The sequence below is a fragment of the Dactylosporangium sp. NPDC005572 genome (assembly GCF_040605515.1).
GTDB lineage: Bacteria > Actinomycetota > Actinomycetes > Mycobacteriales > Micromonosporaceae > Dactylosporangium.
On sequence record NZ_JBEXCY010000037.1, the window covers coordinates 1 to 15,620 of the forward strand.

A 15,620-nucleotide genomic window follows, 5' to 3' on the forward strand; every position below is an offset into this window, starting at 1 on the left:
CGAGCTTGTTGCCGCTCCAGCCGCCGAAGGACGGGATGACGTCGCCGCCACCCGCGCGGACCTGGTTGATGACGGTCTGGTCGACACCGCCGGTGAGCGGCCGGGAGCCGTCCCACGCCGGGGTGCAGCCGCCGCCGGAGAGCACGAACGCGAGCGTGAACCAGCGGATGCCGGTGGCTGACTGCACCGTCTGCGGGTTCGGCGGGTCACCCCACTGGTACAGGTACGGCGCGGCCTGCCAGCCACTCGGCGGGTTGGTGGTGCCACCCGTCGTCGTCGCGGTCACACTGTTCGACGCGCCGGACTCACCCTGCGCGTTGTACGCCTTCACCGTGTAGGTGTGGGTCGTGCCGGCCCCGAGCCCGGACACCGTGGCGGTGGTGCCGGTGACGGTGGCACGCACCGTCGTACCCTCATAGACCCGATAGCCGGTGACGGTACCGGTCGAAGCGTTCCACGCCAGCGAGAAGCTCGTGTTGGTGGTCGCCGTGACCCGGAAGTTGGACGGGGCGGACGGAACTCCCGACGGCGTGGTCGGCGGAGGCGTGGTCGGGCCGCCACCTCCGGTGCACGTGCCGAGATCCTTCCACAGCGCCGGTGTGGTGGACGGGGTCCAGCCGGCGCCCGGATAGGCGGTGTGCGTCTGCAGCGCCTGGTACGTGTGACCCTGGTACGTGACCTGGGTGCCGACGGTGTAAGTGTTGCCTTCTGCCCAGTTCGGGGCGGTGCAGGCGGCCTGGATGGCGGCCTGCGCCTGGAGCGTGGGCACGAGAATCATGGTCGTCACGATGGCCAGTGCCGCGCCCGCTGCCAGGGCGAATGTACGACGTCGAGATCTCATTGTACTCCTCACCATCGATGGGTCGATGGCGAGGACGCTATCAGTTAACATTATTAAATGTAAGTGGCCGCGGAGGCGCGCTCGCCGGCAGATCCATGCACGTGACCATGGGCGCCGCGCGATCGGCTGCGCCTCATGCCCGCCCGTAGGATGCGCCCATGTCAGATCTCGCCGCGCGGTTCGTCCGGCTCGCCGACGAGTACGACGTGCGCAAGAGTGCGGCGACCGCACTTGTCGAGCGCTGGGACTGGTACACCTGGCCAGGGCTTGATCTTCGTCCCTTGCACTTCGAACGAGCCCTTCTCAGACCGGGCCGCCGGCTGGACGCCCGCCCGCCGACCGATCGTGATGTCCTGCGCATCGGGTTCGACGCCGAGGGCCGTGCGGTGGTGACCCAGAAGTACAGCGGGTTCCTCCACGGGCGCCTCTACTACGAGACGTTTGCCCGCCACACCGGCAACGAGGTCGAGGTGACGCATTTCGACACGGACGAGCCGATCTACCTGCACCGGTACCATTTCCAAGACGGCCTGATGCGTTCCGCCGACATGGTGGCGCGGCGCGGCTCCGGACGCGAGTCGTATGCGTACACCGACGGGCTGATCGGCCGCGTCGAGATCGAGCACGGCGGCCGATCACATTCGGTGCTGACAGCCGAGCACGACCAGCTCGGCCTGGTCCGTATCGTCGAGATCGCGGGCCGCAGATCCGAGGTCCGCTACGAGCGGCCACCGGCGGGATTCGACCTCGCCGTGGCATGCCGGGCCATCGAAGACGCACTCCTCACGCTGATACCAGCGGCCGTGGCCGGGCTGGAGATCGACGGCCCGGCTGCCTGCGTCGCGCTGAGCTACGGACCGGATGCCCTATCCTTGGACATCCACGCGGCCACCGCGCAGGAACGTGCCACCTTGCGAGCGATCGACACCCAAGCAGCATGGTCGCCGGCCGACTTCAACGCCTGCACCGACATCGACGTCGAAAACGCGGGACCAATGCGACTGGTACGGCAGGAACTCGCACTTCTCAACGCCGACGACCACGAGGCCGCCGCCGGCGCCGAGGCTGGCCGGCAGCTGCTGTGCGCGGTCGCGGCCCGGCTGAACCTGCGCGACTGGTCCGACACGCTGCCCGTCACCGACGACTTTGTGATCTACGCGGTCGACCGTGAGCTCGTCGACCTGGAGCGCAACCTGACCGAAAGCCTGCCACCGGCCCGTCTCACAGCACTCCGCGCCCACGGCATGCTCTAGCCGAGCTCGACCGCTGCACATCGCATGACCGGACGCCGACCAACTCGCCGACGCTGACTGCCCATGGCGCGGTTTGGGGTCTGCCGCCGCGCCTGGCTGCCCGCCGTCCACGCGCTGGCGGCGACGATCGTGAAGGGTTGTTGCCCGCCGCGCCGATATTGCGGGTGCGCCACGTCGTCATGGTTGTTGATCGCGAAGGGTTGTTGTCGCCTGGGGTGCCAGAAGTCTTCGCGATCACGGGGGACGCGGTGCAAAAGTCTTCAGGATCATGATTTGTGGGCCCACTCGATGCGGTCGGCCGGCTTGCCGGTGTCGGTTCGACTCCGCGGGTCGCAACGCTGCCGCGCAGGGCGCCATACCTGGAAGCTTCCAGGTTCCGCTCGGCAGGGACCTACGAGATGGTTGCCGTCATGCGGAGGCATGGACGGCAGTCGCTGCGATAGCGCGTACTTGCCGTCGCGGTCGGCGATGCACCAGGCGGCGTTGATAGCGAACTTGCGTGACGGCCGGTGTCGTTGGCGAGGCCGTTTCCGCCGGGCGACGAAGCGGGTGCGGGAGGAGGTCGGTGAGCTCGACGACTTTGGCGCCGTCCCGCAGGTCGCCGTCCGTGTCGAGAGCGGGGATGCAGTCCGTGGAGGCAGGGACGGCTTCCCCGATCGGTTCGTGATCGCCACTTCGAGGGTTGGAGCAGAGATGTCCGTATCAAGGAAGCTGGTGTCCGGCCTCACCGCGATCGCGGTGAGCCTGGTCATGGCGGTGGCCGTCAGCAGCCCCGCACAGGCCGCGGGCCCCCTGAACGGCTGTCCGTACGGTGCCGCGTGCATGTACTCGGGTGCCACCGCGGAGGCGATCGCCCAGGGCCCCGTCGCGATCTGGTGGGACGGCGTCTACACCCTGAACAACGTGTTCAACCAGCGTGCCATCATCAACAACCAGTATGGCGGCTGGGTGATCCAGGTCTGCTACGGCTGGTACGGCACCAACTGCCCGCCAGGCGGCGCCATCTACGAGGGCCTCGCCGGGTTTCCCAACATGACGCCGATCAACTCCGTATGGCTGCACCCCGGCCCGCCGGTGTTCACCTGGTAGGGCATCGACGCGCGCCATCCGCTCGGTCAGCCGGCGAGGAGGGCCGACCGAGCGGTCAGCCTGGGGCGAGGAGGCAGAACTCGTTGCCTTCCGGGTCGGCGAGGACCGTCCACGGTACATCGCTCTGGCCCAGGTCGATGGCGGTGGCGCCGAGCGTTCGCAGTCTGGCCGCCTCGGCCTCCGGGTCGTCGCCCGGGTATGGGCGGATGTCGAGGTGGACGCGGTTCCACACGGTCTTCACGTCGGGTGTGCGGAGGAACTGCAGGTACGGGCCGACGCCCTTGGCGGAGCGCAGTACCGCGTTGTGGTCGGTCACCTTGTGCAGGGTCCAGTCCATGGCCTTGCCCCAGAAGCGGGCCATGGCTCGCGGATCCGCGCAGTCGACCACCACCGTGGCGATCGGTCCGGTTTCCTGGTAGAGCGAGTCCAGCACGCAGAACTCGTTGCCCTCCGGGTCGGCCATGACCGTCCACGGGACGTCGCCCTGGCCCACGTCGGCGGGTGTTGCGCCGAGATCCTGCAGGCGCGTGACCAGCTCCGCCTGATGGGCCGCCGAGGTGGTGGCGAGGTCGACGTGCACGCGGTTCTTCACCGTCTTGGGTTCCGGGGAGGCGACGAGGTCCACGCAGACGGCGACGGGGTCGGGGTAGACGAAGCCCTCGGGTTCGAGGTTGGTCACGCCGGGTCCTTCGCTGGAGACTGTCCAGCCGAGCGCCTCCGCCCAGAAACCGCCCAGCGCGGAGTCGTCCCGAGCCTTCATGTTGATCTGAACAAGCCGCGTCGCCATGGCGACGATCCTAGCGACATCAAGATCAGTCGCGCTGCTCACGGAACCTGGACGCCTCGCGCGGTATCGACGTTTCAAACCCTCGATCCGTCGTCTAGGGAGGTGGGCGGTGCGCGGTCCGTTCGCGATGTGCCTGATCCTGGCTGGCGTGCTCACCGTCGGCTGCACGATCGACGAGCCCCAGCCGTCACCGCCCTCGCCGCCACAGGTCACCGCACCCGCACAGGCTGGGCTGGCGATGGGGACCCCGCGGGCGTCGCACACCGCGACGCCGTTGCCCGGGGGGCGTGTGCTGATCATCGGTGGCTGCGTGGTGGACCATTGCGACGGCACCGCCGGGGCCGACAGCGAACTGTTCGACCCGGCGACCGGGCGGTTTACACCCGGCGCGCTGCTGTCCACGCCGCGGGCCGGTCATACCGCGACGGCGCTGACCGACGGCCGCGTCCTCGTGGTCGGCGGGTTCTCCGGTGAGCGGCTGCCGCCGCTGGCCAGCGCGGAGGTGTACAACCCGGTGACCGGCCGGTTCGAGCCGGCCGAGACGTTGTCGGTGCGCCGTGCGGAGCACACGGCCACCCGCCTGCTCGACGGGCGGGTGCTCATCGCCGGCGGCGCGGACGGAACGACCGTCCTCGCCGGCGCGGAGATCTACGACCCGGCGACCGGCCGGTTCGGCGCCGCCGCAGCGCTACCCGGACCGCGGTCGATGCACGGCGCGACCCTGTTGGCGGACGGCCGGGTCCTCGTCGCCGGCGGCCAGTCCGCGCGCGGCACGCTGCTCGACACGGCGGCGGTCTACGATCCGGCCAACGACTCCTGGCGCGACGTCGGCCGGCTCGACGCACCGAAGTACAAGCTGGCCCTTGCCTCGCTGCCGGATGGCGGTGCGTTGGTCGTGGGCGGCCAGACCGCCGATGACCCCCAGGCCCGGCTCGCCCGGACCGAACGCTTCGACCCACGCTCCGGTACGTTCCGGCCGGGGCCGCAGATGTCCGAGCCGCGGTACAAGATCTTCGATGCGGTTCTCACCCTGGCCGACGGCCGGGTCGTGATCGCGGGCGGATACGGTGTCGACATCTACGCCGACGGCGCGCTGCGCGCGCTGGGAACCGTTCCGGGCCCGGAACGACAGTCCCCGGCGGTGGCCGCGCTCCCGGACGGCCGTGTCCTCATCACCGGGGGCTACGACGACCGCACCTTCCTCACGGCAACCGCTGTCGTGGTCCAGCCGTAAGCGGCTGCCTGCGTGTGGTGAGTGGCGCATGATCGGATCGGGCCACAGCGGTCGGGCGTGAGCGGGGTGTCTCCGGCCAGGATCGATGGTGAAAGGGGGCCTCGTGATCGCAGCACTCAACCGGCTGGTCGACCTCGTCGAGGAGCACCTCACGGAGGAGTTCGACGTCGGCGGACTGGCCAGGGCGTTCGGTACGACCGAGTATCACCTGCGGCGGATGTTCTCGTCGTTGGCCGGCATGCCGCTGTCGGAGTACGTGCGCCGACGGCGGATGACGGTCGCGGCTGCCGCTGTCGTGCAGGGTGCGGACGATCTGCTGAGCATCGCCGTGCGGCACGGGTACGGCTCGACCGAGGCGTTCGGACGTGCGTTCCGCGCGGTCCACGGTGCCGGTCCTGGCGACGTACGCCGCGACGGAGGCCCCCTTCGCACACAACCACGGGTCAGGTTCCGCCTGACCGTCGAAGGGAGCATCCCCATGGACACCCGCATCGTCGACCGTCCCGCGTTCCGGCTCGTCGGGCACGCGGCCCGGGTCCCGCTGATCCACCGCGGGGTCAACCCGCACATCCAGCACCTCGTCGCCGCACTACCGCAGGAGGAGCACGCGCGGTTGAAGACCCTCAGCGACACCGACCCGGCCGGCCTGCTGCAGGTCAGCGACGACGTTGACCCCGACGCCACCGAGGGCACCCCACTCACCTACCTGCACGGAGTCGCTGTCCGCCTGGACACGCCGGCCCCCGACGACCTCCACACCATCGACGTACCGGCCGGAACGTGGGCGGTCTTCCACACCGCCGGGCCCTACCCGCAGACGTTGCAGGACACCTGGGCCGCGACCGCCACCGAATGGTTCCCCTCCAACCCGTGGCGCCTGCGGCCGGGCCCCTCGATCGTCGCGGTCCGGGAACGCGCGGACGACTTCAGCACCGCCACCTGCGAACTGTGGCTGCCCGTCGAACCGGCGTGACGGACCCGGCGGGAATCTGAGACACCATCGAGGAACCGGCCCGGCTGCCAGCCGGGCCGGTGCTAGCCCAGGGGGTCGGCGGGCCAGGCGCCCGGTGCGCCGCCCACCCACACCACGCCTGTCGCGAGCCGCCGCAGCCAGGCCGGGTCGGGCACGCCCTCCGCCGCCAGCCGCAGCAGGCCCGCGCCGGTGTCGACGACGATCGCGCGGTCCGACACCGTGGCCGGGTGCCCGCCCAGGACCTCGGTCACCTCGCCCCGGGCCAGCTTGCCCCGCCCGGTGGTGATGCGGGCGTACGACTCGCCGTCGCGGACCGTCAGCGCCGCCTCCGTGACATTGCTGTCGGTAAATGTCAGCGCGCACCGGTCGAACAGCGCCACCCCGGGCGGCAGCCGGAACGGGACCGAGCAGCGGTACGTGCGGTCGAGCCGCACGCCGCCCGCCACCGCGAGCGCCGTCACCTCCGGCATCCGCCCGCCGACCTGGGCCCACAGCCCGTCCGCCGGCTGCCACCGTACCCCGTTGCCGGCCACCACGCCGGGCCGGCCGCCCACCGTCACCGGCCGTTCGGCGCCGACGAGCGGCTCGAAGTGCCCGGTGTTGCGCCCCAGCCGCACCGTCACCGCCGTGCCGGGATCGCCGGCCTCCAGGCGCAGCTCTTCGCCCTGCGCCGACTGCGCCCGGTGTACCGTCCGGGCCGAGAACGGCAGCACGTCCAGCCCGAGGTGCAGCTCCCACGGCACCCCGACCGAGGACGCCTCGCCGTCGACGACCGGCAGTGCCGGCAGCGCGCTCATCGGCCCGCCCGGCCCCGACGGCACGGGCACGGGGCTGGCGGGTGCGGCGGCCGCCGACGACGGCTGCGGCGAGCTGTTCCTCGGGGCCGGGTGCTCATCCGGTACTGCCGGAAGCCCCACGGCGGCGGCAACTCCGACGGCGGCGACGGCCAGGATCGCACCGGCCACCAGCAGGTACCGCCGCGCGACCTCGTCGAGCTGCACTCCGGCTCCCTTCGCACGCGCCTCCACCAGGTCCCACGCCACGAACCCGCCGCTGCGTTGCAAGCAGACTGGAGCGATTGCCAAACCAGACTGACTAGTCTAGTTTGGCAAACTGATCGGTATTGTTGGAAGAAGCGAGGTGCGGCGGTGGCGGACGAGCGGCTCGAGGGGAGTGCGGCATGAGCAACTTCCTCGTCACCGGCGGCACGGACGGCATCGGCCGGGAGGTCGCGCGCCGACTGCTGCGCCGCGGAGACCGGGTCATGACCGTCGGCCGGGATGCCGCGAAGGCGGTCGACGGCGCCACCTTCGTGCGGGCCGACCTGAGCCGCGTCGCCGACGCGGCGGCGGTCGCCGAGCGGACTGCGGCCCACTTCCCGGTCCTGGACGGCATCGTCCTCTGCGCCCGTCACTACCGCTCCGCGCGCACGGAGACCCCGGACGGCTTCGAGGAGAACTTCGCGCTGTTCTACCTCAGCCGGTACCTCCTGGGCCACCACCTCGTCGAGCACCTGGAGCACGCCGAGCGCCCGGTCATCGCCAACGTCGCCGGGCCGGGAAGTGCCGCGCCGATCCCGTGGGACGACCTGCAGCTGCGGGCGGGCTACGCCGGCGGGGCCGCGCTCGGGCTCGGCGGCCGGTACAACGACCTGCTCGGTGCCGCCTACGCCGAGCGGCACCCGGCGGCGCGCACCCGGTACCTGCTGTTCCATCCGGGCATCGTGGCGACAAGCTTCTCGGGCGAGTACGACCCGGCCACCCGGGCCCACGTGGACCGGCTGCGGCGGTCGGGCCGGCCGCCGGCCCGCGCCGCGGCCGAGATCCTGGCCCGGATGGACGCCCCGCCGCCCGAGCCGTTGAGTGCCTACGTCGAGGGCGTGCGCATCGGCGTGGCGACGCCGGCGTTCGACCGGCGCGACGCGCTGCGCCTCGACCGCCTCACCCGTGACCTGCTCGGCGAGGCCTGAGCCGGTCGGTATTGTGCTGGCATGGAGGGCGCGGTGCGGGGGCGGATCGACAAGCGGCAGGCGATCCTGGCCGCGGCGTTCGCCGTGTTCGCCCGCGAGGGGTATGCGCTCGCCGCCATGGACGTCATCGCCGCCGAGGCGGGCGTGGCCAAGGCGACCGTCTACAACCACTTCGGCGACAAGGAGACGCTGCTGCGCGCCGCGATCGCCGCCGAGGCCGACCGGACCCTCGCCGGCAACCTCGCCGCGGTGGAGCAGCTGAGCCCGCAGGGCGGCCAGGTGCGCGGCATGCTCGAGGACGTCGGGCTGCAACTCCTGCGCTGCTACCTCGACGAGCGCGCCTGGGCCGTGCGCCGGCTGCTGCTCGCCGAGATCAACCAGTTCCCCGACCTGCTCGACATCGTCGAGGGCGCCGCCTCCGACCGGGTCACCGAGGCCCTCGCCGACCGCATGGCCCGGCTGACCGTCGCCGGCCGCCTGCGGGTCACCGATCCGCTGCTGGCCGCCGAGCAGTTCGCCGCCCTCCTGCTCGGCCCGATGGACAAGCGCAGCCGGCTCGGCACCCGGGAGGTCCCCGACGCCGAGCTGCGGGCCGTCGCCCGCGCCGCCGTGCGGACCTTCCTGCAGGCCTTCGGCGCCTGAGCCCATCCCCTGCGCCACCTCACCGTTCCTCGACCCTTCTCCACCGCCTGACCGGGTAATGCGCATCACCCGGTCACCCGGCGGTGTCCGGGCGGAAACACGCCGGGGCAAGGATGGGCGTCGTGACTACCACCCAGGTCCGGACCGCGACCCAGGCGGGGAGCCGGCCGGTCGGGTCTGCGCTGTTCGCGCTGGCGATCGGCGGGTTCGGCATCGGCACCACCGAGTTCGCGACGATGGGCCTGCTGCCCCAGATGGCCGACGACCTGCGCGTCTCCATCCCGACGATGGGGTACGGCATCACCGCCTACGCCCTCGGCGTCGTGGTCGGCGCGCCGGTCATCGTGGCCCTCGCCGCCCGGGCGCCGCGGCGCGGGCTGCTGCTCGTGCTCATGCTCGCGTTCGTGGCCGGCAATGCGCTCACCGCCGCCGCGCCGGGCATCTGGTCGCTCGTCGCCGCCCGGTTCCTGACCGGCCTGCCGCACGGGGCGTACTTCGGGGTCGCCTCCGTCGTCGCCGCCGGGCTCGTCCCGCCGGACCGCAAGGGCCGGGCCGTGTCGCGGGTCATGGTCGGGCTGACCGTGGCCAACGTCGTCGGCGTCCCGCTCGTCACGCTCGCCGGACAGCAGCTCGGCTGGCGCGCCTCCTACGCGGCGATCGCGGTCATCGGCGTGGTGACGATCCTCGCCGTGCGCCGCTGGGTGCCGCCCGTGGCCACCCCCGCCGGCGCCGGCATCGCCCGCGAGCTCGGCGCGTTCCGCCGGGTGCACGTGTGGATCGCGCTGCTCACCGGCACCGTCGGCTTCGGCGGCATGTTCGCCGTCTACAGCTACGTCGCGCCGACCCTGACCGAGGTCGCCGGCCTGCCCAGCGCGGCCGTGCCGTGGGTCCTCGCCGCGTTCGGCGTGGGGATGACGATCGGCGCGCTGCTCGGTGGCCGGCTCGCGGACCGCTCGGCGCTCGGCACGCTCGTCGGCGCGCTGGTGGCGATGGCCGCGGTGCTGACGCTGTACGCGCTCACGGCCTCGTCGCCGGTCGCCGCGGTGCTGCTCGTCTTCGCCGTCGGCCTGGTCTGCCAGGTCCTCGGCGGCGGGCTGACGATCCGGCTCATGGAGGCCTCGCCGGACGCTCCCGCGCTGGCCGCGTCGTCGAACCACTCCGCGCTCAACCTGGCCAACGCGATCGGCGCCTGGCTGGGTGGCGTGGTGATCGCGGCAGGTCACGGGTACCTGGCCACGGCCTGGGTCGGTGCCGCCCTGTCGATGGCCGGGCTGCTGTTCGTCGGCGGCTCGCTGCTGCTCCCGAGGTTCCGGACGTAGATCGTCCGGTACCGGCGGTACGGTGCCGGGCATGGCTATCGCACGCAACCCGAGCTTCGTCATCGACTGCCCCGACCCGGGGGCGCTCGCCCGCTTCTACGCGACGATGCTCGACTGGAAGATCGACGAGTCCGACGGCTGGGCCGACATCAGGGCCGACAATGGCCAGTGCATCTCGTTCCAGCAGGTGGCGGGCTACTCGGCGCCGGTCTGGCCGGGCCAGGAGCGGCCCCAGCAGATGCACATCGACGTGATCGTCGACGACCTCGACGCGGGCGAGGCGGCGGTCCTGGCGCTGGGCGCGACGAAGCACGAGCACCAGCCCGGCACCACGTTCCGCGTGTTCCTCGACCCGGCCGGCCACCCGTTCTGCCTCTGCGTGTCGTGACAGCGCATAGTCTTCATATGTAGACTTTGCGGCATGCCCCGTTTGCCGCACTCCTCCCCGCAGACGCTGCGGGTGTTCGACGCGCTGCTGGCCGAGCCCGCGACCTGGCGGTACGGCTACGACCTGAGCCGGGAGACCGGCCTGGCATCCGGCTCGCTCTACCCGATCCTGATCCGGCTGGCCGAGGCGGACCTGCTGGAGACCCGGTGGGAGCCGGCCGAGGTGCCGGGCCGCCCGCCCCGCCACCTGTACCGGCTGACCGCCGACGGCGCGGCGCTCGCCCACCAGCGCCGCCGCGAGGCCGCGGCCCGCGCGTCCCGGCCGGCCCCGCACCCCGTCCCGCGGACCGCGTCGTGAGCCGCGTGCACCGGGCCGGCCGATGGGTGCTGGCCCGCGCCGCCCACGGCCCGTGGAGCACCGCGGTCCTCGCGGAGCTGGACCAGGTGACCGGCCGCTGGGCGACGGTCCGCTGGGTCGCCGGGGGCCTGCGGATCGCCTGGCGCGAGCGGCTCGGCGTCGGCCGGCGCCGGCGGGTGCTGCGACTGGTGGTCGCGGCGGTCGTCGCCGCGGTCGCCGTCAGCCAGCTACTGACCGTCCGCTTCATCCCGACCTCCGCGATGGAGCCGACGCTGCGCGTCGCCGACCGCGTGGTGGTCGACCGCCTCTCGTTCCGCGTCACCGGCCTGCACCACGGCGACCTGGTGGTCCTGACGGTCGAGGACGGCACCGAGACCTTCACGACGGTGAGCCGGGTGGTCGGCCTGGCGGGCGACCGCATCTCCTGCGCCGACGGCCGCGTCTTCCGCAACAGCATCCAGCTGGACGAGCCGTACGTGCACGGCGCCGAGACCCTGTGCCTCGACGCGACCGTGCCGGAGGGCGGGATCTACGTCATGGGCGACAACCGCGCGCTGGCCCGCGACTCGCGCTACTTCGGCAGCCAGCCCGCATCCTCGGTCTCGGGCCGCCTGCTCTGACCCCGCCCGCACCGTCGGCACGGTGGCCGCCGGCGCAGGTGGTACGCGAGGGTGGCCGCGCCGAGCGCCACGCCCCAGACCGCCCACAGCACGCTCGGCGCGGTGAGCCCCCAGGTGTCCGCGGTGACCGGTGCGCGCAGGTTCATCAGCCCCGCCGGCACGAGCACGACCGCGACCAGGGCGGCCGGGACGACCGCGAGCAGCGGCGGCACCGGCCGCCCGGCCCACGGCAGCACCCAGCGCGGGAACACCTCGCCCCACCGGCTGACCAGCCCGTGCGTCAGGACGCCGCCGCCGATCGAGGTGAGTGCCAGGCCGAGGCCGACCTCCAGCATCCCGGGCGTGGCCCGCATCATCGCGAGGAAGTCGGCGGGGATGCCGAGCGGCACGCCGAGGAACCAGGCGATGCGGGTCGCCTCGTACGGCACGGGCGCGACCACCGCCACGAGCACCGCGAGGCGCCCCCGGCGCAGCAGCTCCGCGTGGGGCAGGCTGGCACCGCCGCAGCGCACGCAGGCGCCGCGGATCCGGCGCCGGTACGCCACCGCGGCCCACGCCCACAGCAGCCCGCCAACGAACAGGATCAGCAGGTTGACGCGGTGCCAGTACATGATTTCGCCCACGCCGTCCTGCGGCCCGGGCACGCCGGTGAACGCGAAGACCACCAGCAGCGGCGCGAACGCCACGAACGCGAGCAGCGTGTAGTCCGGCAGTACCAGCGCCAGCCCGACCGCCATCGCCCAGCCGAAGCCGAGCACCACCCACGACCCGCGGGCCGTCGGCGGTGCGAGGGCCATGGACAGCGCGACCGCTACCCCGACCAGGCCGACCAGGGCCATCAGCGGCGCCACCACGGCGGCGTCGCTGCCCTCCAGGATCGACATGGTGCTGCGGTCGTCGCCGACCGGGGCGAACGGGAAGCCGGGGCCGCCCGCCCACCAGTACAGACCGAGGACCGTATACCCCAGTGACCAGGCAGCGGCCCCGTACGCGGCTCGTGTCACACAGGAATCATCCAGAACTGTCGCTGTGTCCCGGCTGAGAGTCGCCGCCGGCCAGGCGGGCGAGGTGGGCGTGGTCGATCTCGTGGACCAGGGCGTCGGCGTGGCGGTGGAGCAGGCGCCATTCGCCCTCCTCGCGGCAGAAGACCAGGGTCACCCGCAGTGACCAGTCCTGGGCCGGCGGGGCGCCGACCACGCCGTGCTGGCGCTCCACCGCCACCAGCAGGGCCAGGTCGCCGGAGCGCTCGGCCTGGACCACCTCCAGTTTCGCCTCGCCGCCCTGGAAGTGGCGGGCGGTCGCGTCGAGCGCCTCGTCGGAGTGGTCGAAGCCGTGCCGGACACCGCCGTACGGTGACATGAGCGTGTAGCCGGTCGCGTGGGGGAGGAGGCGGACGTAGGTGCGGATATCGCCGCCGATGAACGCCGAGGCCGCCTCGGCCACCCGGTCCACCAGTGCCTGCAGCTCGTCGTCCCGGCTCATGCACCGTCCCACGCAGCCGCCGGGCCGGTCGTTCAACCGGGCGGAAGATTTTCCGGGTACCGGGGCAACCGGGTGCGGGACAGCGGCGTGTTCCTAGGCATGGCTGGATGCCGGGGTCACGATGGCTGACGAGAGCACATTCGCGGAGTTCTATCGCGGGACCTATCGCGGGCTCGTCACGCAACTGGTCGCCTACACGGGCGACCTCGCGGAGGCGCAGGACATCGCGCAGGAGGTGTACGTCCGCGCGTGGCAGCGCTGGCGGCGCCTGAGCGAGTACGACGATCCGCGCGCCTGGGTCAGCAAGGTCGGTCACCACCTGGCGATCAGCCGGTGGCGGCGGGCGAAGGTCGCCGTGTCGACCTGGACCCGGCACGGTCCGCCCCCGCCGCCGGTCGAGCCGGACGGCGCGACGCTCGACCTGGTCAACGCGCTCAAGCGGCTGCCCGAGGCGCAGCGCCGCGCGCTCGTGCTCTTCCACCTCGGCGGCTTCTCGGTGGGCGACATCGCCCGCGTCGAGGGCGCGCCCGAAGGCACGATCAAGGCGCGCCTGTCCCGCGGGCGCCAGGCCCTCGCACCCATGCTCGCCACCACCGACGCACTGGACGGGAGCCGGCCATGAACGCGGACGAATCGACCCGCGCCGTCGACGAGGCGTTCGGCGCGCTGCGGACGGGGATCGGGCCGGCGGTCGCCGCGCCGCCGTCCGTCGAGCGGATCGCCGGCCGGGCGCGCCGGCGCCGGGCCCGGCGCGTCGCGCTGGCCGCGGTGGCGGTGTTCGCGGTGCTCGCGGGCGGGTACGCCGTCGCCGGGAGCCAGCTGGCCGGGCCGCCGCCGGACCTCCCGCCGGGCGCCAGCGAGACCCCGCCGAAGGTCGACGGCGACCGCACCCAGGCCGCGAAGATCCCGGCCGGGTTCCTGCCGCACGAGCGGGAGGCCGAGGGCGCGATCGACAACTTCGACTACAGCAAGGACTGCTTCGGCGAGCCGGTGATGCGCCGGTCCGCGCTGCGGTTCGTCGGCGCCCAGGCGGACCGGACCGCGATCACCGAGAACCTGTACGTCTACGCGGAGGAGAACACGGCCAGGTCGGTGATGACCGGCCTGCGGCAGCGCCTGCAAGCCTGCACCGGCTTCCCCGACGCGGCCGTCCTCCAGCCGCAGGCGAGCCCGGCCTGGGGTGACGAGGCGGCGACGATCACGCTCGCCAAGCCCGCCGACGGCGCCGGGGAGCACACGGGCGCGCGGGTGCGGTACGACGTGGTCCGGGTGGGTCCGGCGATCTTCGAGATCACGGGGTACCCGGAGGTCGCCCAGATCGACCAGGACGCGCAGGACGTCGCCAGGCGGCTGTGCTACTACGACGCCCGCTGCGTGCCCGCGATCGGCCGGCCCGCCGCGCTGACGGACCTGACGAACGGCGGCGAGGCGTGGGCCGCGGTGCTGGCCGTGTTCCGCCCGGGCGAGCCGGAGGGCCTGCCGGGCGAGAGCATCGCGGCCGCGGCCGAGCTGGGCTACCGGGCGGCGCTGATACCGGCCCAGTGCGACGACGGGGCCGCCGCCGCACTCGGGCTGACCGGCACGGGCAACCGGTACACGGCGGTGTACTTCGCGAGCCGTGAGGCTGCCCAGGCGTTGCAGGACGCCCTGCCCGACCTGCGGGTGACGGTGGTCAAGGTCCGCACCTACTGCGTCTGACGACCGGTGGGCCGGCCGCACCAGGCGGTGCTGCCGGCCCACACCGGCCTGCGGTCCGTCACGCGAAGCACCGCTCGAGGACCGCCATCGCGCTGTGCAGCTTGTGGCGGGCCTGGGTGAACGCGATGCTGCGCGGCCCGTCGAGTACCTCGGCCGTCACGTCCTCGCCGCGGTGGGCGGGCAGGTCGTGCAGGAACACCGCGCCGGGGCAGGCGTCCAGCAGCGCCGAGTCGACGCGGAACGGCTCGAACGCCTCCCGCCAGCGGGGGTCGGGCTTCGACGTGCCGGTCGTCTGCCAGCGGGTGGTGTAGACGACGTCGGCGTCGGCCGGCAGGTCGGCGACGTCGTGGCGCTCCTCGACGCTGCCGCCGGTGCGCTCGGCGAGCGAGCGCGCCTCGGCGAGGACGGCGGGGTCGAGGCCGTACCCGGGCGGCGTGCGCAGCTGCAGGTGGTTGCCCGGGAAGCGGGCCAGGGCCAGCGCCAGCGCGACGGCGGTGTTGTTGCCCTCGCCGACGTAGACGGTCCGCAGGTGCTCGACCCGCCCGAAGCGGACCTGCAGCGTGGTGAGGTCGGCGAGGCCCTGGGTCGGGTGCTCGTCCGCGCTCATCGCGTTGATCACCACGGGGCAGTGCTCGGCGAGCGTGTGCAGCTCCTCCGGCGCCCCGGCGGTGCGCACGACGATCCCGTCGAGCATGCCGCCGAGCACCCGGGCGGTGTCCGCCAGCGTCTCGCCGGTGTTGAGCTGCAGGTCCCCGGGTCCGTAGGCGATGACCTTCGCACCGAGGCGCAGGGCCGCCACGGTGAAGGCCGTGCGGGTACGGGTCGAGGTGCGGCTGAAGTAGACGCCGATGACCCGGCCGCGCAGCGGCTCGCCGTGCGAGGTCGGGTCGTTGGCGAACTTGGCGCCCCGTTCGACGATCCAGGCCAGGTCGTCGTCGCCGAGGTCGCGCAGCGAGATCACGTGCATG

18 protein-coding genes are annotated in these 15,620 nt (G+C 72.8%); 12 read left to right on the forward strand and 6 right to left on the reverse strand.

The annotated features are described in order from the left end of the window. On the reverse strand, positions 1 to 778 hold a 778-nt coding region (locus ABZS66_RS20125), incomplete at its 3' end, for a carbohydrate-binding protein (RefSeq protein WP_354759699.1). A gap of 221 nt (positions 779 to 999) precedes the next feature. Here ABZS66_RS20125 and ABZS66_RS20130 point away from each other — a divergent pair. Together ABZS66_RS20130 and ABZS66_RS20135 are read left to right on the forward strand one after the other, a co-directional pair. Further along, a complete protein-coding gene (locus tag ABZS66_RS20130; RefSeq protein WP_354759701.1) occupies positions 1,000 to 2,094 on the forward strand; it encodes a hypothetical protein in 1,095 nt (364 codons plus the stop codon). 693 nt (positions 2,095 to 2,787) lie between these two features. Next, positions 2,788 to 3,183, forward strand: coding sequence for a hypothetical protein (locus ABZS66_RS20135; protein ID WP_354759703.1), 396 nt, complete (start codon positions 2,788 to 2,790; stop codon positions 3,181 to 3,183). 55 nt (positions 3,184 to 3,238) lie between these two features. Here the strand turns inward: ABZS66_RS20135 and ABZS66_RS20140 are convergent, their stop codons facing one another. Then, entirely contained in the window at positions 3,239 to 3,970 is a 732-nt protein-coding gene (locus ABZS66_RS20140) for a VOC family protein (protein ID WP_354759705.1), read from the reverse strand. A 109-nt stretch (positions 3,971 to 4,079) separates the two neighbouring features. Between ABZS66_RS20140 and ABZS66_RS20145 the strand changes: the two genes are divergently transcribed. Beyond that, positions 4,080 to 5,204, forward strand: a complete 1,125-nt coding sequence (locus tag ABZS66_RS20145; protein ID WP_354759707.1) for a kelch repeat-containing protein — start codon at positions 4,080 to 4,082, stop codon at positions 5,202 to 5,204. Between the two features lie 103 nt (positions 5,205 to 5,307). Beyond that, a complete protein-coding gene (locus ABZS66_RS20150) occupies positions 5,308 to 6,177 on the forward strand; it encodes an AraC family transcriptional regulator (RefSeq protein WP_354759709.1) in 870 nt (289 codons plus the stop codon). 62 nt (positions 6,178 to 6,239) lie between these two features. Here the strand turns inward: ABZS66_RS20150 and ABZS66_RS20155 are convergent, their stop codons facing one another. Then, on the reverse strand, positions 6,240 to 7,178 hold the full coding sequence (locus ABZS66_RS20155) for a hypothetical protein (protein WP_354759711.1): 939 nt from the start codon (positions 7,176 to 7,178) through the stop codon (positions 6,240 to 6,242). Positions 7,179 to 7,357: 179 nt separating this feature from the next. Here ABZS66_RS20155 and ABZS66_RS20160 point away from each other — a divergent pair, with 179 nt between their 5' ends. From ABZS66_RS20160 to lepB, 6 genes are all read left to right on the forward strand, one after another. Continuing rightward, the gene (locus ABZS66_RS20160; protein ID WP_354759713.1) at positions 7,358 to 8,146 is read left to right on the forward strand and encodes an SDR family NAD(P)-dependent oxidoreductase; all 789 of its coding nucleotides are present in this window, start codon (positions 7,358 to 7,360) and stop codon (positions 8,144 to 8,146) included. A 21-nt stretch (positions 8,147 to 8,167) separates the two neighbouring features. Then, positions 8,168 to 8,788, forward strand: coding sequence for a TetR/AcrR family transcriptional regulator (locus ABZS66_RS20165; RefSeq protein WP_354759715.1), 621 nt, complete (start codon positions 8,168 to 8,170; stop codon positions 8,786 to 8,788). A gap of 122 nt (positions 8,789 to 8,910) precedes the next feature. Continuing rightward, positions 8,911 to 10,107: an MFS transporter gene (locus ABZS66_RS20170; protein WP_354759718.1), complete on the forward strand. Its 1,197-nt coding sequence runs from the start codon at positions 8,911 to 8,913 to the stop codon at positions 10,105 to 10,107. A 31-nt stretch (positions 10,108 to 10,138) separates the two neighbouring features. Next, entirely contained in the window at positions 10,139 to 10,495 is a 357-nt protein-coding gene (locus ABZS66_RS20175; protein WP_354759720.1) for a VOC family protein, read from the forward strand. 33 nt (positions 10,496 to 10,528) lie between these two features. Beyond that, entirely contained in the window at positions 10,529 to 10,852 is a 324-nt protein-coding gene (locus ABZS66_RS20180; RefSeq protein ID WP_354759722.1) for a PadR family transcriptional regulator, read from the forward strand. Continuing rightward, a complete protein-coding gene (gene lepB, locus ABZS66_RS20185) occupies positions 10,849 to 11,472 on the forward strand; it encodes a signal peptidase I (protein WP_354759724.1) in 624 nt (207 codons plus the stop codon). Before ABZS66_RS20180 ends, lepB begins: the two co-directional genes overlap by 4 nt. Here the strand turns inward: lepB and ABZS66_RS20190 are convergent. Both ABZS66_RS20190 and ABZS66_RS20195 read right to left on the reverse strand, forming a co-directional pair. Further along, positions 11,424 to 12,476, reverse strand: coding sequence for an NYN domain-containing protein (locus ABZS66_RS20190; protein WP_354759726.1), 1,053 nt, complete (start codon positions 12,474 to 12,476; stop codon positions 11,424 to 11,426). The two genes, lepB and ABZS66_RS20190, sit on opposite strands and share 49 nt — an antisense overlap. 7 nt (positions 12,477 to 12,483) lie before the next feature. Further along, entirely contained in the window at positions 12,484 to 12,954 is a 471-nt protein-coding gene (locus ABZS66_RS20195) for a nuclear transport factor 2 family protein (protein WP_354759728.1), read from the reverse strand. 121 nt (positions 12,955 to 13,075) lie between these two features. Here ABZS66_RS20195 and ABZS66_RS20200 point away from each other — a divergent pair, with 121 nt between their 5' ends. Both ABZS66_RS20200 and ABZS66_RS20205 read left to right on the forward strand, forming a co-directional pair. After that, positions 13,076 to 13,576 (forward strand): SigE family RNA polymerase sigma factor, encoded by a 501-nt coding sequence (locus ABZS66_RS20200; RefSeq protein WP_354759730.1) that lies wholly within the window; start codon positions 13,076 to 13,078, stop codon positions 13,574 to 13,576. Further along, positions 13,573 to 14,652, forward strand: a complete 1,080-nt coding sequence (locus tag ABZS66_RS20205; RefSeq protein WP_354759731.1) for a hypothetical protein — start codon at positions 13,573 to 13,575, stop codon at positions 14,650 to 14,652. Before ABZS66_RS20200 ends, ABZS66_RS20205 begins: the two co-directional genes overlap by 4 nt. Before the next feature lie 58 nt (positions 14,653 to 14,710). Here the strand turns inward: ABZS66_RS20205 and ABZS66_RS20210 are convergent, their stop codons facing one another. Continuing rightward, positions 14,711 to 15,619 carry an ornithine carbamoyltransferase gene (locus tag ABZS66_RS20210; protein ID WP_354759732.1) on the reverse strand — a complete coding sequence of 303 codons (909 nt, stop codon included), beginning with the start codon at positions 15,617 to 15,619 and terminating at the stop codon, positions 14,711 to 14,713. Position 15,620 lies beyond the last annotated feature (1 nt).